Source organism: uncultured Fibrella sp., assembly GCF_964250085.1.
Classification (GTDB): domain Bacteria; phylum Bacteroidota; class Bacteroidia; order Cytophagales; family Spirosomataceae; genus Fibrella.
Map to the genome: position 1 here is coordinate 221,313 of NZ_CAXUEC010000011.1, position 26,110 is coordinate 247,422.

Genomic DNA, 26,110 nt, shown 5'->3' on the forward strand with positions numbered 1-26,110 from the left:
ATGGCGAAGAAAGATTTTATGAGCCTCATGAAGGAGAAGACGGTAGACGTACGACCTTCCCTCCTATCTGCAGAAGGAAATATCAAGAGTCAGATCGTTGTCCTCGAGCAACTCCGCGACCTGATACCCCCGCTGACGAGCGACGAACTGACACAGTTAGAGCAGAACGTGTTGAAGCATGGTGTGAAAGACCCGCTGACTATCTGGGAAACAACAGACACGATTGCAGGCATTGGTAGCGAAGACGTACCGGTCTACGTGCTGGTTGACGGGCATAACCGCAACCAGATTATCCAGAAGCACCATTTGGATTTTCGCATCAACCTGGTGCGGTTTGCGTCGCTTGATGAGGTGAAGGATTACATGATCGACTACCAACTCGGTCGACGGAATCTTACATCTGAACAGGCTTCATACCTGCGTGGAATGCGGTACAACCAGCAAAAGGCATTCCGGGGTAGTAACCTTCGAGCCGAAGCACCAACCGTCAATGTGGCCGAAACCCTGGCGGCTGAGTATGGAGTTAGCAGCCGAACCATCAAACGCGATGGGGAGTTTGCCGCTAGTTTAGAAAATGCAGACCCCAGCATCAAACGTGACGTGCTGGCTGGCAAGTTACCCAAATCTGCCGTTCAGAACGTAACGAACGCGGGTGAGGATGAGTCGACAATTGACCTAGGAAGTAAAGGCAATAAACGGATTACGAACCTGCAAACCCAAATCCGTAAACTGGCCAATAGCGACCTTACGGCCCAATCTTGTGCCGATCTACTTCAAAAAACGAACGAACTGATGACTCTGTTACGCCCGAAGTGATAGGCTGTCACTTCGGTACATACTTCTTGCTTTTTACAGAAGCCAACAGGCAAAGTCCCCCGAAGTGACAGGCTGTCACTTCGGGGGACTTTGCCAAGAAGAGGGTCAGATTACTGTTCAAAAACTCTCGAAGTGACAGGCTGTCACTTCGAGAGTTTTTGACTAGGAAAAGGATGGGTTCGCTGTTCAGTTTCCTAGAAGTGACAGCGTGTCACTTCTAGGGATTACAAGCCAATCAACCCCGCACAAATCGTTTTCCAGTCGTCCGGTTCGTGTAGTTCATCCAGTCGAACGGTTCTGCCCAGCAACTCGCTGGCGGTCCCGTTGGTTACGTCCGTCAGTTGGCAAAAAATGGAAAAACGGGCCGATAAATCCGTGTCGTACTCGGTGATGGGTAGGTAACGGTCAGGAACCAACCGGGAAGCAAAACCAATGTCGGCAACATCATCGAACGGCACCAACCGGCTAAGCCCGTTCGTGTCGAGCAACGTCAGGTTATCATCGGCATCTATGTCGATCAGTTGCCGGTCTTCGGCCTGCCAATTGGCCATCAGTAAAAAGTTGCGGGCTAAAAGGTCAGCCACTTTTTCGGGGATTGTCATTTGCATAGAGGGTCAGGTAATTAAACGTAGGCTTTTTATTTACCCACCTGGTTAGTTTGATCTTCCTTCGAGCTTCGATACGTGGTAAGGTCGTGTTTGAATACCTGAAACCTCCGAACAAACAAAGTAGCAACAGCCGCCACCATGAGAAGACCAATGAAGCTGCCCGTCAAGTTGGAAACACCCAACAGAGCCGTTGCTATCAGATAGGAGAGGAGCCCGGCTCCCAAAGCATTCAAGCCGAAAATGATAAACCGGGTGATGGTCATGGACAGTAGCCACATGAAACCAGCCAGTATCCCTGCACCCAACAAGACCCCAGCTAGCCAATGCCAGTATAACTGATGACACACCCACCAACCACCCGCAACACCGAGTAAAATGCCTTCCAGCGCGAAAATCTCACCGCCTTCAATTGTATACTGAGAGTGATGTTCCGGGCGAATAATGACTTTTTGCGGTTTCATGTAATTGAGATTAATTCTGTTTAGGCCGCCATACCCCCGATGAGGTACGCGCCAGCCGAAACGTGGCAATACGCTCATTATAAGCCGGATTGATCGAATAGCTTTCGTCAGCGATAAGCTGCCCCTGATTCGGGTCTAATCCGTACGCATTCCGATACAGGTTGAAAAGCACTTCATATTCCGTTTTGTCGGCAAACGGAACACGGGTAAAGCTGATATATGACTTTTGCCCGGTTGACCGACGAAGCGCATAGCCATACCGGCCTCCTATCGATACCGAAGTTAGGTTAGCCGCGTTCGGTACGACTGCAAACGTACCCAGGGACAATCCATCAAAACGCCCGACCTTACCTGTGCCCGAAAGAGACAAATGCACGGAATCTCCCACGGCCCGAACAGCCAACTCATAGTGGCTCGTCAGGTTCGGCACCTGCTCACCGTAACCACTTGGCAAATCGAGTTTGGCTAACTGGTAGCTTCCCGCCAGAAACGTACCCGGATTTGATGATTGCTCAATTTGATCCATTGCCGATACCCCCTCCACCCCCTTATCTACGCAGCCCGATAACCAACTAAGGCCGATTATCATGGCACCTGCCATCCATACTTGCCTGAGTTTCAGCATACCAGAAAATTTAAAATAATAATTTTATTTTTTATGAGAGTTATATCTAATTTTGGAGCGCGTTCTTAACCAGTATAACAATGAAAAAGCAAATTACGCTCCTCTCTTTTCTCTTTGCAAGCACAAGCACTGCTTTCGCTCAAAATCCAGGTATCGCACGGGGAGCGCAGGCCCTCAACGCCGCAGCTACCGACTTACAGCAGTACTTTGAGCCAGTAACAACGGTCATTTACGTCATTGCAGGCACTGTAGGCCTGGTTGGGGGTTATCGCGTTTACTCCAAAATGCAGAATGGCGATCAGGATGTACAGAAAGCGTTCGTCGGGTGGGGTGGTTCATTCCTGTTCCTTTTGTCGGTAGCCGCGATACTGAAGGCTGCATTCTTTTGAGAAATATAAATTCTATTAATGTCACGTACATTTTGCTCAATTAACCATCCTGAACCAGTCAACTAGCTCACGTTATGAAGAAAACGTACTGGTACATTACCGCTTACCTCATTCTGATCGTAGCAAGTCCGGCGATAGCGCAAACGGTTGACGTAAACCTTACTTCAGCTGGCGACCGGTACGGTGATAGCTACCTGCAAAAACAAATTACGACTCCGTTGGCTCGTAACCTGTCCATCTTCGTGCGGTTCGTCTATTCAGTCTGTGCGGTAACGGCTTTGCTCGGTGCATTACGGATTTATGTACGGGTGCAAACCGGTGAAGCCGAAGCCACCCGAGACATCTGGCGTTGGGGTGCCGCGATCCTGACTGTGCTGGGGCTAACTACAGGTTTGGGTCATCTGCTCGAAAATCAGTCGTTTGGCAGAGGCGTAATCGTCTCATCGCAAAGTTTACAGATTGAAAACGCGCCGATAGCCGCTCCTGCACTCGACGGCCTTGACCCGGTTGGGCCACCACCCATTGATCCGGCTCTACCCGGTAATATGCCCTCGCCTGATTGACTTGAACCCCTAACCCCAGAATGGATCAATTTGCCTGGGCCTATTCGGTCGTCAAATCGTCGTGCATCTACATCAGCGTCATTGCTTCGCTGGTGGCTGGTTTTCGCATTTATCAGAAGTGGAACCGGGGCGATGACATCGAGTCAGCTCTATTCCTGTGGGTAGGCTCATTGGTTGCCGTAGGGGTCATTGTCCTGGCAGTCGACTCATTTATCGTGCCGGCATCCGGTGGGCAAGTGGCGGCGACATCAGTACCGGGCTTATTGCTGGGATACGCTTATGAAACGCATCACCTGGTGGTGATGATGGGCGTCGTAGTGGCCATTCTGGGCCTCATCAAAATCTACAACAAAGTCCTCAACGGTGATGACGACACCTACGATTATCTGATTCGCTGGTTCGGTTCAATCATGTTTCTGTTTTCGCTCGGCTACGTAATCAGCCTGATTCTATAACCTATGTATGGCACGTGTATACCCTGTTTTTCGGGGCGTTGATAACGAACTGGAATTTCGTGGCCTGCGCGGCAAATACTTCTACTACGCCGTTGGGGGTGTAATCGGCGGCATCTTCCTGACGCTGCTGCTCTACATTCTGGGCGTAAATCTGTTTGTGTCCCTGGTGCTGATGGTGGCAACAGGCGGAGGTGCATTGTTTTACACCTATTCTGCCAACAAAAAATATGGCCGGTGGGGCGACGTAAAACAGCCCGTCCGAACGCTCAAGCCCCATTTCGTGTATCAGACCAGGTCATTCCGGCAGTTAATTGGCGTTAAAGCCTTTCCTAAACGCAAACCATGAACCCTCGTAAAGCCAAGAACCTCGAAACGCTGTTTCCAGTCCTCTGTATCGATGCCGAGACGGACATTATTGTCTCAAAAAACGCCGATCTGACCATGGCGTTTGCGCTTGAACTACCCGAGATTTACGCCTTGTCAGAAAGTGAGTACAACGCCATTCACGACATATTTGTCCGGGCAGTTCGGCTGCTACCGGTCGGTTACATGGTTCACAAACAGGACTTCTTCGTTGAAGCCAATTACCAGACTGACTTTGAACGGGAGTATCTGTTGTCTAACAATTACATCGCCTGGGAGAATGAATTGCACTTTGCTGAACGGCCCTACCTGGACCACCGAACGTACCTGTATGTCACGCGCCCGTCGGCCTCACCCCTCAAGCGAACAACGACTAATTCCTCGCTATTGAAACGGCATTTGGTACCACATGAAGTGCAGGATTACAAAACCTGGGCTGAGTTTATCGATATACTGACTCAGTTTCAGGCCATCTATAATGATTCGGGCAAGCTTAAACTGAAACGGCTTAATCGGGAGCAGCTCATTGGCGATAATGACGAAACAAGCCTCTACCAAAAGTACTTCTCGCTAAGCCTCAGTGACCCCACGCTTTACGACGTGGAGATGGCCGATGGTCTTAAAGTTGCCGGTAAGCACACGCATACCTACGCGATCTCTGAACTGGACACGTTCCCAACCGAGATATTCAACCAAGTACGTCTGGAACAGTTCTCCACCGATTCGACGTCATTTCCCGCCTCAACGGGGAGTTTTCTGGGGTTGCTACTGCCTTTCAATCACGTCTACAATCAGGTACTATACATACAGGACACCGATTCGCTGGTCAACCAGATGGTGGCCGACGTGAAACGGCATCACTCGTTTGCTACTTGGTCGAAAGAGAACGCGGTCAGTATCTCGGCCAAGGATGCGTTCATGGAAGATATCAAGGCCAATAATCGCAAGGTGGTTCGGGCGCATTTTAATGTGATGACCTTTCATGAAGATTCTGAAATAGCTGACGTATACAGGTCATCGTTAGCGGCGGCAATTGCCAAATTGGGGTTCAAACCGAAAATGGCAATCTGGGATGCTGAGACGTTGTTTTGGTCGTGTATTCCCGGCAACATAGCCGAAATCGGAGCCGATAACCTGTTCACCTGTTTTGCGGAGGAGGCGTTGGCTCTCTGGAATATGGAGACCAATTACAAAGACAGTTTCTTCAACAAAAACGGCATCCTGATGACCGACCGCTTCGGTAAGCCTTGCATGGTGGATCTGTTCTTCAAACCCTTGCAGCAAGGTATCATCAGCAACCGAAATTTTATGGTCGTCGGACCGTCAGGGTCGGGCAAGTCATTTACCATGAACAACATGGTATACTACCTGCTCTCGCACGGGACACACGTCAGTATTGTCGACGTGGGGCATTCGTACCGTAGGCTTTGTACAGCACTTGGTGGGCGATACATTACCAATGAGCCGGGCAACCCAATCAGTTTTAACCCCTTTTATTTTGAAGACGCCAACCCCAACGAGGACACGAAGGACGCCCTGGCAAACCTGATGATGGCACTTTGGAAGAAGGATGGCGAAGGTGCTACCAAATCGGAGGAGGTCACCATTGCCAACATTATCCATGAGTATTACCAGACCATGCGTCGACAAATAGAGGCTGGAACGTACGAGTTTCTCTGCTTCAACTCATTCTACGACTTTACCAAAACGCATTACCCGGCCATCTTTAGTCACAATCAGGGCCGCTCCGACAAAGAATTCGATCTGCAGAATTTCCTGTACGTGATCCGGCCTTATTACCGGGGCGGTCAGTATGACTACCTGCTTAATTCGGAAACAAACATCGACCTGGTTGATGCGCCGTTCGTGATTTATGAATTGGACAACATCAAAGATCACCCCGTGCTGTTCCCCGTGACAACGATCATGATTATGAACAACTATGTTCGGAAGCTAATCAACGTCAAGGGTGTGCTAAAGATGCTGCTGATCGAGGAAGCATGGAAAGCCTTAGCCAAGGATTCATTCGCCGATTTCCTAAAATGGTGTTCCAAGACGGTACGGAAGCACTACGGATCGCTTGGGGTAGTCACCCAGGAGGTGGACGATTTGGTTGGTAACGCTATTGTGAAAGATGCCATCATCAATAACTCCCCAATTAAGCTACTGCTCGACCAGAATAACTACGAAAAGCGCTTCCCGGAAATTATGCAAACCCTGGCCCTGTCGGAGAAGCAGGCCAATATCATTCTGAGTATTAACAAAGGCACTGACCCGAACCGGCCGCCCCACAAGGAGATGGCCGTCATTCTGGGCGACCGCTGTAAGGTATACGGCGTTGAAGTGTCCCGCCGGTCTTATGGCACCTTTACCACCGAACGTACCGACGTTGACGCAATTCAACTATTGGCCGATCAGCAGTACGAAGGCGATATGGAACAGGCCGTGAAAGGCTGGGCGCAAGGCGAAACCGTGTAACGACCAAACGTACCTGACTAAACATCCTAAACCCGCTATGCCTAAACCCTTTCCTTTTCTTTTAAAAATTTCAGGGCTGACACTCGTTACGATAGTGGCCAGCCAGCCGGTCAACGCGCAGTTTATTGTCAGCGATCCGCTGCATACGGGCGTAACTCAGCTTATGAAACTGCTGCAGGACCCGTCGTTTAAAACGCTGGTGAAGAACGTAGAAGACCTCAAGAAAGTGAGCAACGGCGTTCGGCAGTTTCATCGGGGGACGGAGCTGGTGAAAACCGTAACTGGCACCACCCAAACGATGAGTCAGATGGCCACCACTATCAACATAGACGGTCACATCTACCCAGCAGAATACACGCTCATCGTGAGAGATTTCAAGGCAATGGCCGATGAAGGAACGAGCATCCTGAAAGATATGCGGCAGTCAACGGCAACCAATATATTGCAGATGAATGATGCCGAACGAATGAACTGGCTTAATACGGCGAACGAAAAAGCCAGCCGGTTTCAGAATAAGGTCAACGCCTACTTCTACCGGGTACGTGCCTTGTCGCTCAGACGGGCAGGTAGCCTGCGCGACCGCACTGCCACCGCCAGGCTATACGGCATTTCTATTGACCGTATGGACCGGCTTACGAGTGGGGGTAGTGGAGGCGCATCATTCGACAATGGCTCGGAAAATGGGTATAACGATTATCAGCCTTATCAAGACGGGTCGGTACTCGACAATTACACCCAAACCGCCGAGGCCCAGCGCATGCGGCAAGCGCAGGAGGATTACACCCGACGTTTACAGGATTATCAGGACCGACTTGAGCTAGCTGAAATAGAAGCAAAACGGATTGCTATGCTGTCACTCATTTCGAAGGGGTACCATCCTGTACCACCTTCTAAACGAACACAAGGAGAAATTGGCTGGGGGACACCCGACGGGCAAATTATCTCGGAACAGGAGTTTGACATTGTCTTGCGCATGGAAACCCGGGTTGTCCTGGAGCCAATAAAGAAGCGGCTATACGATGAATACAAATTGGGTCAGGGTTTTGGCGGTTGATTCTATTTCAGACTTACCAAACAGCAATGGAAGAATACTTTAACCTACTCGACGAGTTACAGACCATCTACAGTGAAGTGCTAAAAGACAGTACCAGCACGGCCCGCGAAATCGAAACGATGATCCGGTCGGCGGCGGGCATTGGGGCGTTGCTGTACATTTTCTCGCGGCTGGCGGGTCAAATCTCCCGCAACGAGCCGATTGATTTCTTTCCGTACCTGCGGCCCTTCGCGATGGTTATTTTGTTAACGGCCGCTCCCAAAATCTGTGATTCGCTCGATGCCTTCGGACTGGCTGCGGCCAACAAGATTACGGGCGGTAATCAGCTTATTTATCAGCGGGTCAAGAAACAGTCGGAACTAATTCGGGAGAAGGTTAAGGAAAAATGGGACAAGATCGGTAGCGATCCCAAAGCGTATTCGGACTACTACAAATCGAACCGCGAAGCGGACGAGGGCGGCTTTTTTGGCGATACCAAAGTGGAAATGAAAATCGCCTTCGACGGCGGGGTCGATAAGTTTTACTCCATGCTGCTGGGGCTGATCCAGGATTTTCTGCTGGCGGTGATGCACGTCTGCGAGTCGCTGATGTATTTGATCTCGATCAGCTACCGGCTTATTCTCCGGTTTGGTGCCCCAATCGCTATCGTCATGGCCATCTTTCCCGGCTTTACCTCAAACCTAGCTGAGTGGTTTGGCAAATACATCAACTACGCACTGCTACCGATGGTAGCGGCCTTGTACGGTCGAATCGCGTTCACGGTGTCCGACAAGTATCTGGCAAAATACAGCGGAGCCATTGCCATCACGCAGGGTGGTGCCGAAGCGGATAACGTAACCTTTTTAGGGGTGGCCTATATCGCCATTTTGTTCATGCTCATCATCGGCTACTTCCAGGTGCCCTCTATGACCAACATGCTGGTAACGGTCGGTGGGGTAGGGGCGATGGTGCAGGGGGCCACGCGGATCGGTTCGCAACTGGCCTCGCAAACATCACGTAAAGGCGGGGCGGCAGTAGGTACAGCGGCACAGGCCGGGGCGCACGTGGGCGGTTCGGTCTTGCGGGGTACGTCCGGGTCGTTCGGTAAATCGTTTGGCATCGGCATGAGTAGGGGAGAGGGTGGCTCACCCAACAGCAGTGGCGGCACGAATCACGCGCCAGCCCCCACGTTCAGTGTACCCAACTCACCCTATCGCCAACCGGCATCGGGCGGTTTTGCTGACCGCAGTCGGGGAGGCCAATCTGGTGGTAGTGCTGCCCCTTCATCTGACAATTCGGTTCCATCTGCTGATGCGCCCAGATCGGCTTCGGGTCGTTCGGGTGTCAAGCCGCAATTCAGCGGTTCAGCATACCGGGGCGTAGCCGCTGGGGTACGTACCGGGGGCAAGGTGGGTGCACGGGTCGGGGACTTTCTCGATAAACAGGGGCCAAATACCGGTACTGTCGGAGCGCGGGTGGGCCGCACAGCCGGGGCAGTCATCGGTGGTGGCCTGATGGCCTCGACTGAGGTAGCCAAATTTGGTCTGGGAGCCATCGGCGGTACCGCTGCAGCCTTGGTGGGAGCCGATAAACGCTACCGTAAACGGCGGTCAGTGTAATAGAAAAGCAAGATATACTAACCCAAAATGTTGAAGCAATACCGCTACAAAAATAACCTGCTGGTGGCCTACCGGACGTCCATGACCCTGTTTCTGTTCACCTTTTTACCAATTGGCCTGCTCACGGCCTTCACGGTATTTATCTGCCTGCAACGGTACCAACGCCACTCGGCTAAAGCCTACGTCTTCCACACAGGCGGTGCCTCCATTGAAATCTACGAACCCACCGGGCCACAGCAGCAGGCTGGTCAGGCCGTATTGCGCGAGGCCCAGCAACGGCACACTATTAAGGTACATCGGACCCTATCAGTACGCCCATAAACCGCTTCTGAGACCATGAAAGAGCTATTACAATTGGAAAAGGATTTTCAGCGGGGGCGGGCGTTGGTCATTGCGGCCATCGTCTGCTCGTTCGGTATCTCGCTGACAGCCATCATTTTGGCCTTCAAATACACCGACGACTTCTCGAAACGAATTTACCTCATTAACCGGGGTGAGGCCATTGAAGCGACCTGTGGCGATATCACCGACAATCGGCCGGCCGAAGCGCGGTATCACATCGCCCGGTTTCACGAACTGTTTTTCACGGTCTCACCCGATCCACGTTCCATCAGCGATAACATGAGGAAAGCCCTGTTCCTGTGCGACGAATCGGCCCAGAAGCTCTACAATAACCTCAGTGAACAGGACTACTACCGCGAGATGGTGCAGGGCAACGTCACGCAGAAGATTCGCATCGATTCGGTCCATACGGATATGCGGGCGTACCCCTACCGGGCTATTACCTACGCGACGCTCACCCAGGACCGGGCTACAGCGTCTATTGAACGACAAATCATCACCGATTCGGAGCTGATCGACATTAACCGCTCAGAAAACTCACCAAACGGCTACCTGATGCGGAATTTCCATATCGTTTCGTCGAAAATAACGAATCAGTTAACTCATTACTAACGTCGTGGGACTGTTTACTCCTTTCTCCAACAAGCAATTGCCTCACACAGAAGCCCATCCATCCTATCAGATTGGGCAACGGGCCGGGCATTGGCTGAACAATCAGTTTGGCCGGGCGGGTCAATTTCTCAATGACTGGCAGCACCGGGTGGGCTTTCGCCGACGGAATTACGTCATCGTGGCGGTACTGCTTAGCTTGCTTTTCTACTTCCTCTACGACCTGCTGCGTCTACTTTAAACCCCTGTCAACGCTATGGCTTCATCAAAAAAAACCGGTCCTGTTACCAATCCAACGATATCAGCGGGTCAGGAAACGGCCAAAAATCTGTCGCTCAGTCGCAAAAAGGTCATGGTCATGCTGGCACCGGGCGTGTTGTTGCTCGGTATTGGTATCTACGGCGTTCAGGGGGGCTTCATCACAACGGGCAACCCAAAAACCACCGACTCCACCACTACGGTAGTTGACCTGTCACCCCCGTCGGCCAAACCTCACGGGCTGAAAAATGATATCAAATACGACAATAACTTCTCGACGGGCGATCTTAAACCCTCGGCCACAAAACCGAGAACCGATCAGCAGGCTCAATCCAGTAGCCAGATGCTGACCGGCCAATCGGCCAAAGTAGGCCTCAGCAGTAACGAACACCTGACCGAATCAGATTTAGCCCGCGTCAATCAGGCGGGTGGGTCTGTAGTATCACCGTCGAAATCGTCTGTGAACCGGCAGTACGTAACCGACAACGAACGCGCCCGACGTGAACAGGAGCGGGTGATGCGGACAATGTACCGGGCACCCAAATCGCGGGAGCAACTGGCCGAAGACCGGCAATCGCAGGAGGAACGTACCTACAACCGGCAGGCAACTGAACGGCTGCTGCGGCAGATTGAAGGTAGTGGTCGACCTGCTTCGTCGGGTACGTCTGAACGCGATGGCGCCGGAACAGCCGTTGGGCCGTTGTACATGGACGAATACCGCAAGCTGAGGCAGTCATACGGTGGCCAGCTTCCAGCCCAATACGCTGACTTGTTTAAGCGGGAGATCGCCGCCGACCAGAACGGGCAGGGCGCAACAAACCAAGTGGGCAGAAGGCAGTCAGGTACGATGCTATTGCCAGATAGTTATGACGTACCTGCCATCAGCAACGCCCGAAATGCGTTCTACGGCACGGGTGGCCGGGCCTTACGGGCCACCAATATGCCCAACAGCCACAACATGGCTATTCCGGCGGTGATTCACGGCGAGGGCGATATGGTGACAGTGTCATCGGGGAGTACGGTGAAGATTCGGCTGCTGGAAGACACGCAGTTGCTGCTCAATGGTGAACTGGTCACGCTACCGGCCAACTCGCTGGTGTCGGGCATATGCCACATTGCCGACGAGCGAATTATGGTTACGGTCAACACGCTGCGGCAGGGCAACTACCTCTACGAAACCGACCTGGTGGCCTATGACCTCGACGGGCGGGTGGGGCTTCGGGTGCCTCATTTGAACGAGAAAAATCGTATGGCGCAGGCAATCGGCCAAACGGCTCAATCGTCGGCAATGTCGCCTGCTTACCTGATCCCGCAAGGCGGTGTTGGCCAGCAGCTAGGTGCACAGGTCGCGGTGCAGACCGGCACGACGATATTTCAGGGAGCCAAGGCACTGATTCAGGGGAAACTGGCCGCGCCCAAGGCCAGCATCAAACCCAACCACCGGATTTTCCTGAAAAGCGGCGGCCGCACCGGAGCAGGCAAGGCCTTAGCTGATTTCTAATTGACAACCCATCCAACGTACCGATGAAACGTACCTTACTCTTTCTCTTTACGGCATCGCTGACCATCAACGCAGTGTATGCCCAACAGCACCGCCGCTCCTACAAACACGCGCCCAAACTGGCTTTCCTAAACGCTAAAACTACCGCACCGACTACGCTAACGGGCCTGACAGCTACGAACAAATTGGCGACTTCACCTAAAGCACTTATTGATTCTGTTAAGTTTAAGGAACCCGTTGTTAAGCTCGCACCTGGGTACGTCCTTCCCATCGACAAATCGGCGGTGAAGGGCAGCTATTCCATCGGGGTGTCGGATCACAAAACGACGCACATTATTTTCCCGGCCAAAATCCGCGACATCGATGCGGGTTCGTCCGACATCATCGCCCTGATCCCGGAGAGTGTGAACAACATTCTGCGCGTGAAGGCCGCTAATCCCCGGCCTTTCGGAGAAACGAACATCACTGTCCTGACCGACGATGGCGGCTTTTATTCCTTCCTGATTCGCTACGAATCGGAGCCGTCGGTGTTGAACATCAACATCGCCAACAATACCCGCTCTGACAACGCCGTATCGTCGGCCCTGGGCATCAACAAAGCCACCGCCGTATCGCTGGTGGGGCCGGTGGCTGATGTGAATAAAACGGAACTGCTGCACACGGCCGCGCGGGTGTATGACCACAAGCCCTTTGCCCGCAATGTGGGCGTGACTAAGCAGCGCATGAGCCTGCTGCTGGGCGGGTTGTACGTTCAGGGGGCTACGCTTTATGTACAATGCAAAATCGACAACGACAGCGAGATTGATTATACGCTTGACTTCGCCAAATTCTACATCCGCGACAAAGACGTGCTGAAACGCATGGCCTCGCAGGAGATGGAACTACCGGTGCAGGCCAGCTACCCCGAAACACTAACGAAATTCCGGGGCCGCACCGACTACACGATGGTCTATGCCATCCCGTTGAAGACGTTTACCGAAGACAAGGTTGTTGAAATGGAGCTGTACGAGAAGGAGGGCGGACGGCATCTCCGTTTTCAGATCGATAGCGACATCATGCTTAAAGCGCGGGGACTATGAAAAAACAACGCCTCGCCCGGCTGTGCACCGGACGGACAAACCTACTTCTGTCTTGCTTTTTGGGTGTAAACCTACTTTTATCTGGCCCGGCGTGGGCACAGCTAATTCGCCCGGCACCGCGCTTGAGCGGACAACGTTTCGTTGAGGTCACGGGTGGCTTGGCGGATAGACTTACATTGAAAAACAGCGGCTGGCATGGCTCAATCACGACGGGCCGATACAACAAAAACCTGAACGCCTGGAAATGGTCGATCAGCTACGTTCGCAAACCCCTGATCAACGTACCTGCGGACAGTGTAGCTACGATAACCAACCCGCTACGGGGCCTTGTCGAGCAGTTTACAATCGGCTCCGGGCGGGAATTAACCCTCCACAAATCCGTCTTCCGCACCTTTCTAGTGCGTGGGCAGATTATACCCTTTGTTGGGTATGAATCTGTCCGTCCTGGCCACCAAACCACTGTTATCGAATTGGCAAACGCCCCTCATTCTGGTGTACTGGCTGGAGCCGACTTTGGACTGGAAATGGAATTGCAGCCGGTCATGTTGGGCATTCGTCAACGCTGGTCACCCAGTTCGGATGTCGGGCGGTGGGGTACGTTGTTTTATGTGGGCGTGCGGCTGGGATGTCAGTGATAAATTTTCATAGGAACACCTTTCTGCTTGCGGCAATCTTTATAAGAATATATGCAATTGATCGCTTCTTAGTTTCCCAGCAATCTTCTTATACATTGCTTTTCGTTACCTGGATGGATGTATATTTCAATTATACCTTTCGATTCAAGACGGTGCATCACCTCGTTACTGGCACGATAATCATAACCCAGCGTTCCTAATGTCTCTTTTATTAATTTCCCTAAGCTAATATATCCTCCACTTCGTTGATTCGACCAAGCTTCTAGTTCGACTAATCTACCGATGAACTCTTCTTCTGTTACTATCTTATAAGCATAATTATCAAGAACAATATTATCCCTAATTGCTTCTTTCTCATCAGGGCTAAATTCAATTTCCTCAATTTTACTGTTCGCTTCCTCAATAATATCTACAAGCTCATGAGCTAATTGATTTCCTTGATCTAAATCGTCTTTAATAAATAAATTATTGTGAGCAACTTTATGTCGTATAATTTCCAAATCTTCCCATTTTTTTTGAAAGTTTTTATCTTTAAAAGTAGTCTTAAAAAACTTATTATAATTGCTTTGTAATTCACCTTTAAAAGCCCGAATAGCCTCTGGGGTTTCTTCTAGTGAGTTGATTTTATCAACTATTTCATCTTTACTTATGTAACCTGATGATTGTGAATAAACCATCTTGCCTAAGTCACTAAAGTCAATCAAATAAATTTTATTGTCTACAGACTCAGAGAATATTTTTTCATTCTTTTTACGACCGGAATCTGACTTTTTCTTCATTTCACTATCGGCAGTAATATTCCACCAATTTGGCCCTAATTTAGTTACAAAGAATTTTATTAAATATTTTCTTAAAGAAGTTTCAACCTCATTAATTAGTGGGTATAACTCACGGGCTATTTCTTTTGAAACGTCGTCCTTTACGACGTATATATAATCGAAATTTTGTTTCTTAATATAAGAAACAATGTGTCTTCGCACTGGCTCTAATTCGTCAAATCCCCCTTGAACGTTTATTTGAAAAGCATTATTTGGCAGCTCTTCCAATTCGGTTTTAATCTTCGTAAGATGCAATGACAGACTTTGCTCTTTATCGTTTATTGACTTGTTTCGTAAGATTTCTGGCTTCTTCCATATTTTACTTGAGGCCATAAATAGGTGCAAGAAATTAACCTCTGTTTCTATTTCGGTTGCATTTTTAGTATCAACGCAAAGAACTTCAAATGACAGTTTTGTAGACATGGGATTCGCTCTCGGTTCTTGGATTGAGACTGTTTGCTCTTAAACAAGCGAAAATACACCTAAATGGTCTAATCTAGACGCATTGACTTCAGTTTAGGAACCAAAAACCGTTGAATAGAACCGGATCAAGTTTAAAGTGAGCTAGAAGCCCGATGCCATTTATCAGAGTATTTGCGTCTTAGCCAACGACTTCGACAACAGCGGTACGGCTATATAGTCGTTGGTACAGCCTAAGAGCAGGGACGCAATAAAGACCTGTGAAGGAGCTTGTTGTCTAGTATAGTATTAACCAGCTTTCAACAAATATATTTTTACCCAATTATCGGCACTTTTTTTTATATTTGCCAATAATTGGGTATTATATGTTCCAAAGGAACCAGCTTTTTCAGACGTTAAAACCGGGCGAAACCATCCATAAACCAGCTCTGCTGTCATTGCTGCGGGAACAGTACCCGGATGCAAGACCGGCTACACTGGACTGGCGTATCTACGACCTGGTTCAACAGGGACTATTAATCCGCCGGGGTAGAGGCCTCTATCAGATTGTACCTGACAAAGGTTCCAAAGCGCTACTCGTTCCTAACGTCCCTGATGAACTGGGGCAATGTGCAAAAAAGCTGAAAGCGTCTTTTCCGTTGCTTGCATGTTGCGTATGGTCAACGGCATTACTCTATCCATTCATGCAGCAGCAACCTTTCATCACGTACTGGCTAATCGAGACAGAACGGGAAGGGGTCAACAGCGTACTTGACTACCTGCAAACGAATCAGGGTCGATCTTCAACCAAAAAAGCATTCCCCAGTGGTTCGGCGGTGATGCTGGCCAGCGACATATCCCTGGCGGAGCGATACCAGCCGGATGCTCAAACGCTGATTTTGATTAAGCCTCTCATCAGCGAAGTCCCGTTGCAGCAAACCGAAGCGGGCTTCACCGTACCCACCGCCGAAAAGATTCTGGTTGATCTCCTGGCCGATAACGATGTGTTTAACCTGTTTGGCGAAGAACTGCCCAACCTCTTTGAGCAGATCAACGCCCAGTATATTCTCAACTACGACCGGATGCGCCGCTATGCCCGTCGTCGCCATAAGCTCCCCGATTTAGACAACCACCTGGCCCGCTTATCGAAGTAGCGATAGCCTGAAAAACGCATGATTTTACCCGAAACCTTCACGCCTGCCTGGCTCCAAATTGTAGCCCAACAGTTTGGCAAAACCACAGACCTTAAGCTTCTTGAAAAAGTAGTCAGGGCGTTGGGCCTGCTGGAGCAGCTACGCAACCAAAACCTGCCATTTGTCTTCAAAGGCGGCACCTCGCTTATTCTGCACTTCGACCAGCCACGCCGTTTTTCCATCGATATCGACATTGTCATGGCTCATCGGCCCGGCAATTTACCCGCTCTATTCGATGCCATTATCGCCAACGGAACATTCATCCGCTGGGCTGATGACTCGGACCGAAAGAGCCATCAGCACGTACCTGTTGAGCACTACAAGTTTTTTTACACCAGTCAGATTGACACCAGCGGCAACCGGGCGGGTTTTGGGGAGGAGCCTATTTTGCTGGATATTCTTTATGCCCAACCAGACTACGCCAGGCTGATCGACAAGCCGCTCAACCATCCCTGGTTGCAGGTAGCCGAGCCGGTCTTATCGGTACAGATGGCAGATGTCAACTGCTTACTCGGTGACAAGCTGACGGCTTTCGCGCCGAACACAACGGGCATTCTGTACAGCAAGAACAGACCGCTCGAAGTAATGAAGCAACTTTTCGACGTCGCCCTGTTGTTCGATCACGCCACCGATCTATCACTAACGCGCCAGACTTTCGAGAAACTGGCCGCACAGGAGATAGCGTTCCGTCAACTTACTGTATCAAGTACCGATGTACTGAACGATATTTTCGAGACGGCTTTGCTACTCAGTCGCCGTGATGCCAACGACAAACGGTTTCTGTTCTTGCAGGATGGCATCAAGCGACTGAACAACTTTATTGTGAGTGATTTCCGCATCGAGCAGGCTATTCTGGCCGGGGCAAAAGCCGCCTACTTGAGTCGTCTGCTACAGTCGGATAAGAACCAGATCGAACATTACCAGAATCCAATTCAGGTGGTTGACTGGCAGATTTCAGATGCTGCGTTTAGCCGATTAAACAAACTTAAGAAGGTCCAGCCGGAAGCCTTTTTCTACTGGTATCAATGTTTCCAGTAGAGTGCATTAGCTGGTTTACTTACACAGGTAACACAGGGATAGCTACCTCTTCATCCCAGGTCATTTTGCCATAATAGTCGTCCAGGGCCAGGGTCATCATCGCGTCCTGCTCGGCTTCGGTGCGGCTACGCCAGCCTGCGGGATTATCGAACTGCTCGGCTATGCTGAGGTGCAGCAACTCGCCATCGGTACTGTACACTTCGTAAAGCGGGATGCTTGCCTGATTGATAAACAGCAGTACTAGACCCGACGATTGGGCTACCGCTTTCAGGGAAAAGGCCGTGGGCAATAGGGGAGGAGCAGGTAATGTGTTCATGGATGATGTTCGTTTTCGTTCAGGCAAAACTACCGGATTAGGACCCGCTAAACAGGGTCGATTGTCAGCCGACTTTGCTTTTTTATCCCGCTTGGTTATCTCTTTTTATAGCCCCTTCCGGCGTTTGGGCTTACTAAAAGAGGGTTTAGGTACTGCCCCTTTGATTGAGTTTACGCCCCACTTTTCAGGCTGAACTGTCTGATTCAGGCTCCGAGTGATACGGGCAATATCGCGCTCAATATCCGACTCGTGTTTGGCGGCTGTACCAGCAAAAGGTAACGACGGGGCCAACGTACCTGTTGTGTGCCGCTCCGAAGCGCGTTTATCTTCGCTAAATTCCTTGTCATCCTGCATTGCCAGTTGGTCAGCTATAAGTGAATTGGTACGCCCGGCAGTCGCTACGCGCTCAATCATACGGCCAAAAACATAATCTCGCCCCAGCACGTAACCGGGCGTTGTCGGGCGCATTATGTCTGCCTGTGGGCCGTATGAAATACCTTGTTGTGCCTGGCCCGTACTGTCCATATAAGGCACAAACAAAACGTAGTAAGGGCTGTTTACGGCCAATCGCTGGCAAAAGTCATCCATACTTTTCGACGTAGAAACGGCCTGGTCGATGGCCTGACGCAGAGCTATCTTATCGGCTGTCGACCCCCATCGGCCACGACTGGGCCGGGTCGTTTTCAGGTTAGCATCAATAGGCTGTTGCTGCGCTGCGGAGGGTAAACCAGCCGGTTGCATCGACAGCATGGGTTGAGTAGGCGTGAGGTTATACTTGGCCTCCATCTCCCGGCAAAACCGCCCAACCCGTCGGTAATTATGCACGGTTTGGGCGGTGTTGGTACCGTCAAGATCAACCCGACTGGCTATGATGTGAAAGTGATCATGATCTTTTTCAGAGTGCCTAAACACCACCATCGGGTTATCAGCCAGCCCAAAAGCATTGGCAAAATCCTGCGCGATACGTACCATCGTTGAGCGAACCGGCGAACCAGTTTCCTCCCCTGATGAATCCTGAACAGTAAACGAAAACACCTGATGCCAGACCGGTTTCTCCACTCGTTCGTTTCGGCGTGCGACCTCGGCAAACTGACGGGCTATGGCTTCAATGTGCAGTCGTTCGCCACCAGGTACGTTCGCTACGGCCGGATCAGTCACGAGGCCGGGCGCGACGTGTTGAAAGTAGAGTAATTCGCCACGTACCTGCCTTCGATCAAGGCTGCGGTTCGGCAAAACGGCGTAGTAGCAATACTCCATTGCGCCGAGAAAGTTGGCTCCGAGTTTAGCGGTCTTTCCAATCATGACAGGTTAGGTTTCCAGATACGTTACCACCTCATACAATTGCCCGATCAGGGCGATCTGTTCATCGGTAGAGGCTGACGTAGCTTCTAATTGCGCCATGATATCCCGAAGTTGGTTGACCACCTGCTGACGTTTCGCCTCACCGGCGTAATCGGTTAGTCGTTCCCGAACGAATGCCCGGCTGCGGGCTACGATGTCGGCCAGTTCAAACGCGGATTGCCGGACTCGCTCGGTGTATAGTTCGTCGTCAGCAACCTTGTGGCTGAGGTGCAGGAGGAGGCCCGACAGCTTCAATACATCGGTCAGGGCTTTCTGCACCTCGGCGGGTAGCTTCCTGAATTGCGGTAGAAACAACGGTGACTCGAACAGCTTGGCGCGGGCGTATTGGTGCGGCTTCAAACCAAGTCGGGCCGCCTGCGCGTCGATGGTTGCCCGTTCATCGGCGGTCAGACGAATTGCTGGTAACCACTGATCGCGCCGGTCGACATCAGCCTTTTTGGGTCGGCCTTTTTTGAACGTACCTGACATTACAGAAATTTATTTTTTGCCCGCTACTCAGCGATATTTTCACTAAACTATTGAACTTACTAGTTACTTGCCTGACTGGCATCTGTGCTTTTGTGTATCACAAAAACATAGCTTGCTCAACAACCTTTCGGGCCGCTATACCACCCCTACTTTTCATGCCTGAGGTATCTTGGGTAGGTTCTGTACCAACACAACCAGTACAGTCATCGGTACTCATCCTACCAAGAATACCCCTCATTCCAGACGTACTGGCACAACCGATGATTTCAAAAATAATAATATTATTTATTTTTGCCTAAAACTTACGCCTTATGCCTGCAACACTTATCGCCGTACACACCATGAAGGGTGGTTCCGGCAAATCGACAATTACCACTATCCTGGCTTCGTACCTCCGGTACGTCAAGCAGAAACGGGTGTTGGTAGTGGATGCTGATGACCCCCAATACTCTATCAGTGGCATCCGGGAAAATGAACTGTCGCTCTACGAACGGCTGATTAAACTCACCGAAAGCGGCCACACACCGAAAGCCCTGGGAGCAATGGCCAACACGCCCTTTGAGAAGGCTATGACCGAAAGGCTGCGGTTCAACGTTGAGCACCAGATCAGCCCCGCCGATTTTTATCCGGTCCTGCGAGCCTCGGCTACCACACTTCGGCAAGTCGACTTCTCGGCCGACGTGGATTTTGATTATGTATTCCTGGATTTGGGTGGCGTATACGATACGCACATCGTGGATATGCTGGCGAAGTGTCATCTGGTGCTGGTGCCGTTCACAACCCAAAACATCGACATTCGGCACTCGACTGATTACTGCCTCATGTTGCTCGACAGCATCAACGAAGGTTCATTGAGACAAACGACCCAAATTCGCTGTCTGTGGAACAAGTACAAGTTCTTCTACGACAAAAAAGCACAACTGATTGAAGAAACGATTGGCAGCTACTTCGCGGAAATCGACACGCCCGTTGCTTTTCTAAAAGCCCGCTTGCAGGACGCTGATTCGGGTTTCGACCAGAACAAAATGCTGACGACGCTCTCAAACCCGGTAGCTGTTGAAGGTGGTAAATACGCCAACACGGTTGTTGAGTTAGCAAATGAGATCCTGGTCCTTTGTGAACCCGCGATGACTACCCAACCGGCGTGATCAGGCTATGGTGGAGAAAAAAGCACCCCTCACGCTGAGTGACCTGTTGAACCGTAACGCACCTACGACCAACGTACCCGGAGTGAAGGCTCCTGACGAGCGTAGTAACACGCCACTAGGCGACCGGGAAGCCATCGAGAAGCGTACACAGTTTATGCGCCAGAAGACAGAGCCACCTATCCCGATCAATACGGAGCAAAGCCCTCTAATTGAGTCTGCTGAACCGTCAGAATCAACAGTTACCTCCGTCGACGTACCTGCGCCTGTTAGAAAGCAGAATACCGCCAAAGCGAAACCTAAACCCGATAATAAAGCTGATACCGATAAGATTACGCGGTCTATCCAGTTCAGCCGGGCGACATACCGGCAGATGGAGAAGACGCTCAATTTCATTGCCTACAAGAGTGGTCGCCGAAACGTATCGTTCCCCAAATACTTTGAGAAGCTGCATGAGCTGGCCCGTCAGCAGCCTGACCTGATGAACCAATTAATTGCCCATTTTCAAACCGACTTACCTGATTAACCACAAGCCCATGTTGACCATCCTGCTTTTTTCAATCCCGCTCAGTTCGTACATCACACTATCAGTGGTAGCCATGATTCTGTGGGTGTTTTTCGTGATGACAAAACTCCAGATCGACACCGCATCCAGCACTACCAAACGCACCGCCCGCCCCGAGCCTACGCCTTTCTCGTTTTTCAAACCCGGTGACAATCCGACTCCCATCATTCCGCCGTCTACCCTCTCCCCTCAAGAACTGGCCATATCAGTCAACATCGACAAAGGCCGGGCAGCGCGTAACAAACCAGCGCCAGACAAGCCAACCGTTGTACCTGAGAAGTTAACACCGGTTGCGAGTGAACAGCCCACCGAACCAAACTCGGTCAACGCATCTCAGAACGTACCTGCTCCGGTAGTGCAATCAACAGCACCGGTTGTTCCGCCCGTCACTAACCCTAATCCTGATTTTGCTGAAGCGGACGAACCAACTGATTTTGCCTTGTATCAGACGCGTCAGGTATCTGTTGTAGCGAATCCTCCTTTGCTGGGTATCATCATCGATACCAAACCGGGTGAAACCGCAGAGTCAACGCATGAGCAACTCAACACACTGAACGGTTTACAGACCGAAGCCGACGAGCGAGTGCTTAACCGGAAACGAAAAACGGAGCAGTTGATGAGGCTGGCCGCTGGGCTTGATTTTGAGGCGTATGTCAAGCTGTTCCGAGCGTATTATGAACAGGCGATGGCCGGGCAAAAGGCGGAGCCTGAACGGGCCTTGTACGTGCTTTTTGCGGAACTGATTGCCGACGAAACCGCCGACGTGCAGGAACAACTGCTGATGCTCCTGGATAAGGAGGCGACCAGTGAGGAGCCGGAAGGCTTGATGCAGGCCGAGGTGTACACAGACGAGCAAATAGAAGAGGTCGAGCCAGCGTTCACGTAGCGACTTTTCAAACCCCTTTGGTTCTCTAAACCGGCCTGGCAAAGGGCCGGTTCTTTTTTAGCATAGGTGACCGTGGTACTGCTCAAACAGTTGTTCCGTTTCTATCAATGGTACAAAACGCACAATTCCCCTGACGTACTCGACCGATGAGCGGGCATCAATGCATTCGCCTTCGTCGTCAACATTGGTAATGACTACCCGCCCGCCAAGCGGGAGCGGATATTTACCAAACCAAAATAGGGGCGTTGGGCCTTTGATCAAGGCATGGTCATCGCCGGTGGCAACGTCGCCATTTTGGAAACACCCGTAGGACGAAATATTTCGGCACTGGATAGCGTCGTAGAAGCCTTGTAATGAACTATCCATTTCGATGGCTTCGATTACCTGGCGGGTAGGATCAATCAGAATCGCGTTAATTTGCATGGGGTTATATCAGTTGGTTAACTGACATAAAAATACCGTCAATCGGGCATACTAACTAAATCAACTATCTGTACATCAGCCTTTTAAATCCCAATGCGTTTCGTTTTTTCAAACCCCTTTGGTTCTTCTCAGAATTGGCTCGATGCCAATTCTGGTTCATTTTAAACCATGTTCTCTACTTCTTGGGCAAGCTGAACAATTCGTTCAAATTCTGCCTCTGAGATATGACTCCAGCGGGGGTGTTTAACCGCTTTCCCATCTGCAAAATCAAATTGAACCAAATCGGTCGTATGGTTCGGGCCGTTATGCCGGTATTCCTCGATAAAGAACATTCGCTGTGGGTTGATCGCGAATTGGCGTATTACCTCGTTGGCAATGATGGCCGACGCATTGGTAACGCTCATCCCTTCGTCTATATCCGTTGCGATAACAACCTGCGCCTGGCGGTAAATCCGAATTTGGCAACGACTTGGGTAACCATTCACCCCCCGAAAGTTTAGAAAGTATGTCTCCATGCTTGTGCAATTGATCGTGTTTTTAGGCAGCTACCTGCGCTTTCCGCCTGTTCTGAACATTCTTGATACACATAGCTAATGGCAATATGGTAGCTGGCTCAACGCGTTGCAACAGGCTTTCCAGTGCCCGTTTCTGAAACTCTTCTTCGTCAAGGTAATAGGCCCATTGGTAAAAATCGGCACTGGCTTCCAGGAACGCCGTAAACTGCTGCGTGGTGTATTGGTTCGGCACAATGGTAAGCGGAATGCTGGAACAATGGATCAGCAAACTAGCGGGCAGTTCGTCGTCGGCCATAACAAACACGTTGCCATCTTGCAGGGCTAACAGAATGACCAGCTCGCTGGCGGCTTTTTTACGCATGAACGTCGTGAATTGGGTAGGGGTAAGGGTAGCCTGAAAGTTGGGTAAGAACATAACGTATAAAGGGTTGTGCGCCAACCGGCGCGATTGATTACTCTATAAAAATAACCAATCACCTTTCTAGTCTTATAAGCTTATTTTTAGACACTTAGCTTATTTTACCCACTTCATTTCCTTTTGTATTACCCCTTTGGTTAAGGGTAGAGGCTAGCACATTGAACAGTCCGCTCCGTAGCGAGGTATCGAGCGAAGGAGTGGTCTGTTGGTTTTACGGGAGGGCCGGCACTGCGTGTGGGACCGACCACTTTTCAAACCCCTTTGGTTTACTTCCTGACCGCTCCAGGCGGTCAGGGTTCGTTCACAGTAACGTCAGGCCTTCGGTCGCCACATGGATAATCATGTCTTTCTCCATCAGGATGTTTACCGCCTTTCGTAGCTTACCAGATACCTGTTTGAACTTCTGCCGGGTCATAGTCTGGGCGAGGTATCGTCGCATTCCTTCGCCACCATCTACCCGCAAATAGTAGCGTGTAGGGCGCGTAGGATACTGCGCCAGGGTTAGTTTTTCTTGCAATTTGCCTGAAAGTCGTCTGTCTGTGATTGTCATATTTTGTACAAATTGAGGAATAAATGCAGTAGTCCCGCTCTATAAGTCAACGGAACTACTACGGGCGTTAACTAACGATGTCAAATCTGTTTAGATCTACCCCTTCATAGTGATAATCAGGCTCCTGTAACGATGACGTTTCCAGCAATTCCGTAGTTTGCTCCGGAGAAGTTGAAACAAACCCTTTGGCATAGCCAACTGAAATGCGGGTATTGGTTTTCGTCGCTCTAGCGGTCATATCCGTATAAATTGTATACGCCCGGCATACATCACGGCCCAACAGGCGGACTTCCCGATTACCTTCGGTGAAGTTAAATACAGCGGCATAGTACACGCCTTTCTGGGGCTGACCATCGGGCAACGTCACGTCGTAGTTCAATTTCTCAGTAGTAACCGTGATCCGCATTTCCTCCAGCTTTTTACGGCTGTAGACCAGGTCTTTGAGTGCTTTCGTGAAGTTGAGTTCACTGGAATTGTTGAACAGAACAGTACTAACACACTGATTATCATCAATAAAGAAGAATTCAACCCAACGAGTGCTGTCTTTACGGTCGAAGAGATTCCCCGTAAACTGTCGCCAGCAAATAGGCTGAAAGGCGAACTCTTTGCCCAAATCTTCCTTCCCGTTGAAGTTGAAGCGGCCGGTTTTACCATCAAAGCGATAGACCAACGGCTGACCTTCCACGTAGACAATTCGTGGCTCCGTATAGACCTCGCCAGTATCTTCGTCAGGTACGTCGATAAACAGGTGGGGGAACAGGGCTTGCAGGTCATTGATAGGGGCAAGCGCGGTCGTTTCAAAAACGTTTTCCATTGTGTTTTGGGGTGTTGTTTAACACTATAAAAATACCAAAATGCTACCTGTGAATCCAGCCCGCTTCTTTGTAACCCGCTCTTTTTCAGTGCCACTTGGGTTAGTATATCTTGCTTTTTAACCCTTACCCCTTTGGTGATTTTTACAAGCCATCCTAACCCATACCGGGTTAGGATGGCCTCCATTTATGCCACCTCCGCCAAAATCGGCGTGCCTATCTGGCCAAGTGTGTTTTCAGTCGGTGTAGTCTCGGTTTCCATCAATCGTTTCAAGTCGGCCACTTCTGCGTCGAGCCGTTGTAACTCAGCTTCCTGCCGGAAGGGTTGCGACAGTTTGCGGTTAAACTCCTGCTCGGTGAGCCGGGCGCGATTAAGCTGCTGTTGCAAAAAAGCCGGTTCTTCTAATGCTCGCGCTACGGCTGCTTTGAGCGATAGAAACAAGCCATTCGATGAACTGACCGTACCCGCCAACAACCGCCCGGATGCGTAATTGATAACGATCTGCGACAACTCGCCAAACACTTCCTGCACGCGTTCACCGCTTAGGGTGAATGTCAGGCCGTTGATTTGCATCGTCTTCGTTGCCTGCTCGTATCGCTTAACTCGGCCTTTCAATTGCTCAATCAGGTATTGTACGGCTTCGCCCCACTTCTCCGGGTACGTTGTCCCATCGACTGTAATGCTGGTTACGGCGTAGGGGTTGCCCGGCGTGGATTCGCCGGGGCGGCCTCCCGTGAACCGTTCACGTAGTTCGTCCGCTTCGGCCTGTAGCTGCGGCAATGCGGGTTCGTTGCGGCTTAGGAACTGCCGGGCGCGTTCTACCTGCGCCTGGGCTTCCACTAACCCGCGGTGCCAGTTCTTTTTCTGCTGCACTAACCGGGATAGCTCCAATTGCCGGGCGGTGTACAACAGGGCATATTGGGAGCCGCTGAGGGTGGCCATCATCTGGTCAAACGACATAGAAGCAAAATCATCGTCGGCGTTGAGGTCGGCCATCTGGTCGTCGGAAACATTGCCCTTCAATACCTGATTGATAAACTTCTGCTTGATGGCCAGTCGTCCGTAGGCCGTCGCGTCGAGCGTCCGGTCAACGCCATAGGTGACCACTTCAATAGGTACGTTCCATTCAGCGTGGCGGTTGCCCTGGCGAATGATCCGGCCATTGCGTTGCTCAAAATCCGTTGGTCGGTTTGGTGCGTCCAAATGGTGAATGGCCGCTAACCGTTCCTGTACGTTCACACCTACGCCCATTCGTTCCGACGTACCCAACAATACCCGTACTTCGCCCGTGCGAACTCTGGCAAACAGCGGCGGGTATTTCGACAGAATCGTACATAAAACGACATGGGAGTAAAAAAACTACCAAT

Annotated in this window: 32 protein-coding genes; 19 read left to right on the forward strand and 13 right to left on the reverse strand. The window is 50.7% G+C overall.

The window, feature by feature from the left end:
• Entirely contained in the window at positions 1-816 is an 816-nt protein-coding gene (locus ACFE8Q_RS26515) for a hypothetical protein (RefSeq protein ID WP_375448475.1), read from the forward strand.
• 224 nt (positions 817-1,040) lie between these two features.
• Here the strand turns inward: ACFE8Q_RS26515 and ACFE8Q_RS26520 are convergent, their stop codons facing one another.
• Genes ACFE8Q_RS26520 through ACFE8Q_RS26530 form a run of 3 tightly spaced genes read right to left on the reverse strand, consistent with a single transcriptional unit; the run spans position 1,041 to position 2,510 of the window.
• A complete protein-coding gene (locus ACFE8Q_RS26520; RefSeq protein WP_375448476.1) occupies positions 1,041-1,424 on the reverse strand; it encodes a hypothetical protein in 384 nt (127 codons plus the stop codon).
• Positions 1,425-1,453: 29 nt separating this feature from the next.
• Positions 1,454-1,885: a hypothetical protein gene (locus ACFE8Q_RS26525; RefSeq protein WP_375448477.1), complete on the reverse strand. Its 432-nt coding sequence runs from the start codon at positions 1,883-1,885 to the stop codon at positions 1,454-1,456.
• Positions 1,886-1,895: 10 nt separating this feature from the next.
• Positions 1,896-2,510 (reverse strand): hypothetical protein, encoded by a 615-nt coding sequence (locus ACFE8Q_RS26530; RefSeq protein ID WP_375448478.1) that lies wholly within the window; start codon positions 2,508-2,510, stop codon positions 1,896-1,898.
• Positions 2,511-2,590: 80 nt separating this feature from the next.
• On the opposite strand from ACFE8Q_RS26530, the gene ACFE8Q_RS26535 reads away from it, so the two are divergent.
• From ACFE8Q_RS26535 to ACFE8Q_RS26595, 13 genes are all read left to right on the forward strand, one after another.
• Complete coding sequence (locus ACFE8Q_RS26535) at positions 2,591-2,899, forward strand: DUF4134 domain-containing protein (RefSeq protein WP_375448479.1); 309 nt, start codon at positions 2,591-2,593, stop codon at positions 2,897-2,899.
• 74 nt (positions 2,900-2,973) lie between these two features.
• Positions 2,974-3,462 carry a DUF4134 family protein gene (locus ACFE8Q_RS26540; RefSeq protein WP_375448480.1) on the forward strand — a complete coding sequence of 163 codons (489 nt, stop codon included), beginning with the start codon at positions 2,974-2,976 and terminating at the stop codon, positions 3,460-3,462.
• A 20-nt stretch (positions 3,463-3,482) separates the two neighbouring features.
• On the forward strand, positions 3,483-3,917 hold the full coding sequence (locus ACFE8Q_RS26545) for a DUF4134 family protein (RefSeq protein ID WP_375448481.1): 435 nt from the start codon (positions 3,483-3,485) through the stop codon (positions 3,915-3,917).
• A 7-nt stretch (positions 3,918-3,924) separates the two neighbouring features.
• Positions 3,925-4,263: a DUF4133 domain-containing protein gene (locus tag ACFE8Q_RS26550; RefSeq protein ID WP_375448482.1), complete on the forward strand. Its 339-nt coding sequence runs from the start codon at positions 3,925-3,927 to the stop codon at positions 4,261-4,263.
• Positions 4,260-6,758 (forward strand): TraG family conjugative transposon ATPase, encoded by a 2,499-nt coding sequence (locus tag ACFE8Q_RS26555; RefSeq protein ID WP_375448483.1) that lies wholly within the window; start codon positions 4,260-4,262, stop codon positions 6,756-6,758. The genes ACFE8Q_RS26550 and ACFE8Q_RS26555 overlap by 4 nt, the downstream gene beginning before the upstream one ends.
• Before the next feature lie 37 nt (positions 6,759-6,795).
• Positions 6,796-7,812, forward strand: a complete 1,017-nt coding sequence (locus ACFE8Q_RS26560) for a hypothetical protein (RefSeq protein ID WP_375448484.1) — start codon at positions 6,796-6,798, stop codon at positions 7,810-7,812.
• Positions 7,813-7,838: 26 nt separating this feature from the next.
• Positions 7,839-9,410: a type IV secretion system protein gene (locus ACFE8Q_RS26565; protein ID WP_375448485.1), complete on the forward strand. Its 1,572-nt coding sequence runs from the start codon at positions 7,839-7,841 to the stop codon at positions 9,408-9,410.
• A gap of 27 nt (positions 9,411-9,437) precedes the next feature.
• Positions 9,438-9,731 (forward strand): hypothetical protein, encoded by a 294-nt coding sequence (locus ACFE8Q_RS26570; protein ID WP_375448486.1) that lies wholly within the window; start codon positions 9,438-9,440, stop codon positions 9,729-9,731.
• Positions 9,732-9,746: 15 nt separating this feature from the next.
• The gene (traK, locus tag ACFE8Q_RS26575; RefSeq protein ID WP_375448487.1) at positions 9,747-10,364 is read left to right on the forward strand and encodes a conjugative transposon protein TraK; all 618 of its coding nucleotides are present in this window, start codon (positions 9,747-9,749) and stop codon (positions 10,362-10,364) included.
• Positions 10,365-10,401: 37 nt separating this feature from the next.
• Positions 10,402-10,602: a hypothetical protein gene (locus tag ACFE8Q_RS26580; protein ID WP_375448488.1), complete on the forward strand. Its 201-nt coding sequence runs from the start codon at positions 10,402-10,404 to the stop codon at positions 10,600-10,602.
• Positions 10,603-10,617: 15 nt separating this feature from the next.
• Positions 10,618-12,120 (forward strand): conjugative transposon protein TraM, encoded by a 1,503-nt coding sequence (gene traM / locus ACFE8Q_RS26585; protein ID WP_375448489.1) that lies wholly within the window; start codon positions 10,618-10,620, stop codon positions 12,118-12,120.
• 23 nt (positions 12,121-12,143) lie between these two features.
• Positions 12,144-13,199 (forward strand): conjugative transposon protein TraN, encoded by a 1,056-nt coding sequence (gene traN / locus ACFE8Q_RS26590; RefSeq protein ID WP_375448490.1) that lies wholly within the window; start codon positions 12,144-12,146, stop codon positions 13,197-13,199.
• Entirely contained in the window at positions 13,196-13,834 is a 639-nt protein-coding gene (locus ACFE8Q_RS26595; RefSeq protein WP_375448491.1) for a conjugal transfer protein TraO, read from the forward strand. Before traN ends, ACFE8Q_RS26595 begins: the two co-directional genes overlap by 4 nt.
• A 68-nt stretch (positions 13,835-13,902) precedes the next feature.
• Here the strand turns inward: ACFE8Q_RS26595 and ACFE8Q_RS26600 are convergent, their stop codons facing one another.
• Complete coding sequence (locus tag ACFE8Q_RS26600) at positions 13,903-15,075, reverse strand: hypothetical protein (RefSeq protein WP_375448492.1); 1,173 nt, start codon at positions 15,073-15,075, stop codon at positions 13,903-13,905.
• A gap of 362 nt (positions 15,076-15,437) precedes the next feature.
• Here ACFE8Q_RS26600 and ACFE8Q_RS26605 point away from each other — a divergent pair, with 362 nt between their 5' ends.
• Both ACFE8Q_RS26605 and ACFE8Q_RS26610 read left to right on the forward strand, forming a co-directional pair.
• Positions 15,438-16,205, forward strand: coding sequence for a DUF6577 family protein (locus ACFE8Q_RS26605; protein WP_375448493.1), 768 nt, complete (start codon positions 15,438-15,440; stop codon positions 16,203-16,205).
• 18 nt (positions 16,206-16,223) lie between these two features.
• Positions 16,224-17,282: a nucleotidyl transferase AbiEii/AbiGii toxin family protein gene (locus ACFE8Q_RS26610; RefSeq protein ID WP_375448494.1), complete on the forward strand. Its 1,059-nt coding sequence runs from the start codon at positions 16,224-16,226 to the stop codon at positions 17,280-17,282.
• Between the two features lie 19 nt (positions 17,283-17,301).
• Here the strand turns inward: ACFE8Q_RS26610 and ACFE8Q_RS26615 are convergent, their stop codons facing one another.
• The 3 genes from ACFE8Q_RS26615 to ACFE8Q_RS26625 all read right to left on the reverse strand — a co-directional run bounded on the left by ACFE8Q_RS26615 (position 17,302) and on the right by ACFE8Q_RS26625 (position 19,428).
• Entirely contained in the window at positions 17,302-17,598 is a 297-nt protein-coding gene (locus tag ACFE8Q_RS26615) for a hypothetical protein (protein ID WP_375448495.1), read from the reverse strand.
• Between the two features lie 105 nt (positions 17,599-17,703).
• Complete coding sequence (locus ACFE8Q_RS26620; RefSeq protein ID WP_375448496.1) at positions 17,704-18,900, reverse strand: relaxase/mobilization nuclease domain-containing protein; 1,197 nt, start codon at positions 18,898-18,900, stop codon at positions 17,704-17,706.
• Between the two features lie 6 nt (positions 18,901-18,906).
• Complete coding sequence (locus ACFE8Q_RS26625) at positions 18,907-19,428, reverse strand: hypothetical protein (RefSeq protein ID WP_375448497.1); 522 nt, start codon at positions 19,426-19,428, stop codon at positions 18,907-18,909.
• A gap of 311 nt (positions 19,429-19,739) precedes the next feature.
• On the opposite strand from ACFE8Q_RS26625, the gene ACFE8Q_RS26630 reads away from it, so the two are divergent.
• The 3 genes from ACFE8Q_RS26630 to ACFE8Q_RS26640 are packed head-to-tail and all read left to right on the forward strand — an operon-like array spanning position 19,740 to position 22,024.
• The gene (locus ACFE8Q_RS26630) at positions 19,740-20,576 is read left to right on the forward strand and encodes an AAA family ATPase (RefSeq protein WP_375448498.1); all 837 of its coding nucleotides are present in this window, start codon (positions 19,740-19,742) and stop codon (positions 20,574-20,576) included.
• Between the two features lie 7 nt (positions 20,577-20,583).
• Entirely contained in the window at positions 20,584-21,099 is a 516-nt protein-coding gene (locus ACFE8Q_RS26635) for a hypothetical protein (RefSeq protein ID WP_375448499.1), read from the forward strand.
• A gap of 10 nt (positions 21,100-21,109) precedes the next feature.
• On the forward strand, positions 21,110-22,024 hold the full coding sequence (locus ACFE8Q_RS26640) for a hypothetical protein (protein ID WP_375448500.1): 915 nt from the start codon (positions 21,110-21,112) through the stop codon (positions 22,022-22,024).
• A gap of 57 nt (positions 22,025-22,081) precedes the next feature.
• Here the strand turns inward: ACFE8Q_RS26640 and ACFE8Q_RS26645 are convergent, their stop codons facing one another.
• The 6 genes from ACFE8Q_RS26645 to ACFE8Q_RS26670 all read right to left on the reverse strand — a co-directional run bounded on the left by ACFE8Q_RS26645 (position 22,082) and on the right by ACFE8Q_RS26670 (position 25,982).
• Positions 22,082-22,447, reverse strand: a complete 366-nt coding sequence (locus ACFE8Q_RS26645) for a hypothetical protein (RefSeq protein WP_375448501.1) — start codon at positions 22,445-22,447, stop codon at positions 22,082-22,084.
• 161 nt (positions 22,448-22,608) lie between these two features.
• Positions 22,609-22,962 (reverse strand): hypothetical protein, encoded by a 354-nt coding sequence (locus ACFE8Q_RS26650; RefSeq protein WP_375448502.1) that lies wholly within the window; start codon positions 22,960-22,962, stop codon positions 22,609-22,611.
• 22 nt (positions 22,963-22,984) lie between these two features.
• Positions 22,985-23,377, reverse strand: a complete 393-nt coding sequence (locus ACFE8Q_RS26655) for a hypothetical protein (protein WP_375448503.1) — start codon at positions 23,375-23,377, stop codon at positions 22,985-22,987.
• Positions 23,378-23,681: 304 nt separating this feature from the next.
• The gene (locus ACFE8Q_RS26660) at positions 23,682-23,897 is read right to left on the reverse strand and encodes a hypothetical protein (protein WP_375448504.1); all 216 of its coding nucleotides are present in this window, start codon (positions 23,895-23,897) and stop codon (positions 23,682-23,684) included.
• Positions 23,898-23,997: 100 nt separating this feature from the next.
• Entirely contained in the window at positions 23,998-24,744 is a 747-nt protein-coding gene (locus ACFE8Q_RS26665) for a hypothetical protein (protein ID WP_375448505.1), read from the reverse strand.
• Positions 24,745-24,929: 185 nt separating this feature from the next.
• On the reverse strand, positions 24,930-25,982 hold the full coding sequence (locus tag ACFE8Q_RS26670) for a hypothetical protein (RefSeq protein ID WP_375448506.1): 1,053 nt from the start codon (positions 25,980-25,982) through the stop codon (positions 24,930-24,932).
• Between the last annotated feature and the right edge of the window lie 128 nt (positions 25,983-26,110).

Coding starts and splice junctions, on each gene's coding strand:
- ACFE8Q_RS26515 (WP_375448475.1), top strand. CDS start 1: ATGGCGAAGAAAGATTTTATGAGCCTCATGAAGGAGAAGACGGTAGAC.
- ACFE8Q_RS26520 (WP_375448476.1), bottom strand. CDS start 1,424: ATGCAAATGACAATCCCCGAAAAAGTGGCTGACCTTTTAGCCCGCAAC.
- ACFE8Q_RS26525 (WP_375448477.1), bottom strand. CDS start 1,885: ATGAAACCGCAAAAAGTCATTATTCGCCCGGAACATCACTCTCAGTAT.
- ACFE8Q_RS26530 (WP_375448478.1), bottom strand. CDS start 2,510: ATGCTGAAACTCAGGCAAGTATGGATGGCAGGTGCCATGATAATCGGC.
- ACFE8Q_RS26535 (WP_375448479.1), top strand. CDS start 2,591: ATGAAAAAGCAAATTACGCTCCTCTCTTTTCTCTTTGCAAGCACAAGC.
- ACFE8Q_RS26540 (WP_375448480.1), top strand. CDS start 2,974: ATGAAGAAAACGTACTGGTACATTACCGCTTACCTCATTCTGATCGTA.
- ACFE8Q_RS26545 (WP_375448481.1), top strand. CDS start 3,483: ATGGATCAATTTGCCTGGGCCTATTCGGTCGTCAAATCGTCGTGCATC.
- ACFE8Q_RS26550 (WP_375448482.1), top strand. CDS start 3,925: ATGGCACGTGTATACCCTGTTTTTCGGGGCGTTGATAACGAACTGGAA.
- ACFE8Q_RS26555 (WP_375448483.1), top strand. CDS start 4,260: ATGAACCCTCGTAAAGCCAAGAACCTCGAAACGCTGTTTCCAGTCCTC.
- ACFE8Q_RS26560 (WP_375448484.1), top strand. CDS start 6,796: ATGCCTAAACCCTTTCCTTTTCTTTTAAAAATTTCAGGGCTGACACTC.
- ACFE8Q_RS26565 (WP_375448485.1), top strand. CDS start 7,839: ATGGAAGAATACTTTAACCTACTCGACGAGTTACAGACCATCTACAGT.
- ACFE8Q_RS26570 (WP_375448486.1), top strand. CDS start 9,438: ATGTTGAAGCAATACCGCTACAAAAATAACCTGCTGGTGGCCTACCGG.
- traK (WP_375448487.1), top strand. CDS start 9,747: ATGAAAGAGCTATTACAATTGGAAAAGGATTTTCAGCGGGGGCGGGCG.
- traM (WP_375448489.1), top strand. CDS start 10,618: ATGGCTTCATCAAAAAAAACCGGTCCTGTTACCAATCCAACGATATCA.
- traN (WP_375448490.1), top strand. CDS start 12,144: ATGAAACGTACCTTACTCTTTCTCTTTACGGCATCGCTGACCATCAAC.
- ACFE8Q_RS26595 (WP_375448491.1), top strand. CDS start 13,196: ATGAAAAAACAACGCCTCGCCCGGCTGTGCACCGGACGGACAAACCTA.
- ACFE8Q_RS26600 (WP_375448492.1), bottom strand. CDS start 15,075: ATGTCTACAAAACTGTCATTTGAAGTTCTTTGCGTTGATACTAAAAAT.
- ACFE8Q_RS26605 (WP_375448493.1), top strand. CDS start 15,438: ATGTTCCAAAGGAACCAGCTTTTTCAGACGTTAAAACCGGGCGAAACC.
- ACFE8Q_RS26610 (WP_375448494.1), top strand. CDS start 16,224: ATGATTTTACCCGAAACCTTCACGCCTGCCTGGCTCCAAATTGTAGCC.
- ACFE8Q_RS26615 (WP_375448495.1), bottom strand. CDS start 17,598: ATGAACACATTACCTGCTCCTCCCCTATTGCCCACGGCCTTTTCCCTG.
- ACFE8Q_RS26620 (WP_375448496.1), bottom strand. CDS start 18,900: ATGATTGGAAAGACCGCTAAACTCGGAGCCAACTTTCTCGGCGCAATG.
- ACFE8Q_RS26625 (WP_375448497.1), bottom strand. CDS start 19,428: ATGTCAGGTACGTTCAAAAAAGGCCGACCCAAAAAGGCTGATGTCGAC.
- ACFE8Q_RS26630 (WP_375448498.1), top strand. CDS start 19,740: ATGCCTGCAACACTTATCGCCGTACACACCATGAAGGGTGGTTCCGGC.
- ACFE8Q_RS26635 (WP_375448499.1), top strand. CDS start 20,584: ATGGTGGAGAAAAAAGCACCCCTCACGCTGAGTGACCTGTTGAACCGT.
- ACFE8Q_RS26640 (WP_375448500.1), top strand. CDS start 21,110: ATGTTGACCATCCTGCTTTTTTCAATCCCGCTCAGTTCGTACATCACA.
- ACFE8Q_RS26645 (WP_375448501.1), bottom strand. CDS start 22,447: ATGCAAATTAACGCGATTCTGATTGATCCTACCCGCCAGGTAATCGAA.
- ACFE8Q_RS26650 (WP_375448502.1), bottom strand. CDS start 22,962: ATGGAGACATACTTTCTAAACTTTCGGGGGGTGAATGGTTACCCAAGT.
- ACFE8Q_RS26655 (WP_375448503.1), bottom strand. CDS start 23,377: ATGTTCTTACCCAACTTTCAGGCTACCCTTACCCCTACCCAATTCACG.
- ACFE8Q_RS26665 (WP_375448505.1), bottom strand. CDS start 24,744: ATGGAAAACGTTTTTGAAACGACCGCGCTTGCCCCTATCAATGACCTG.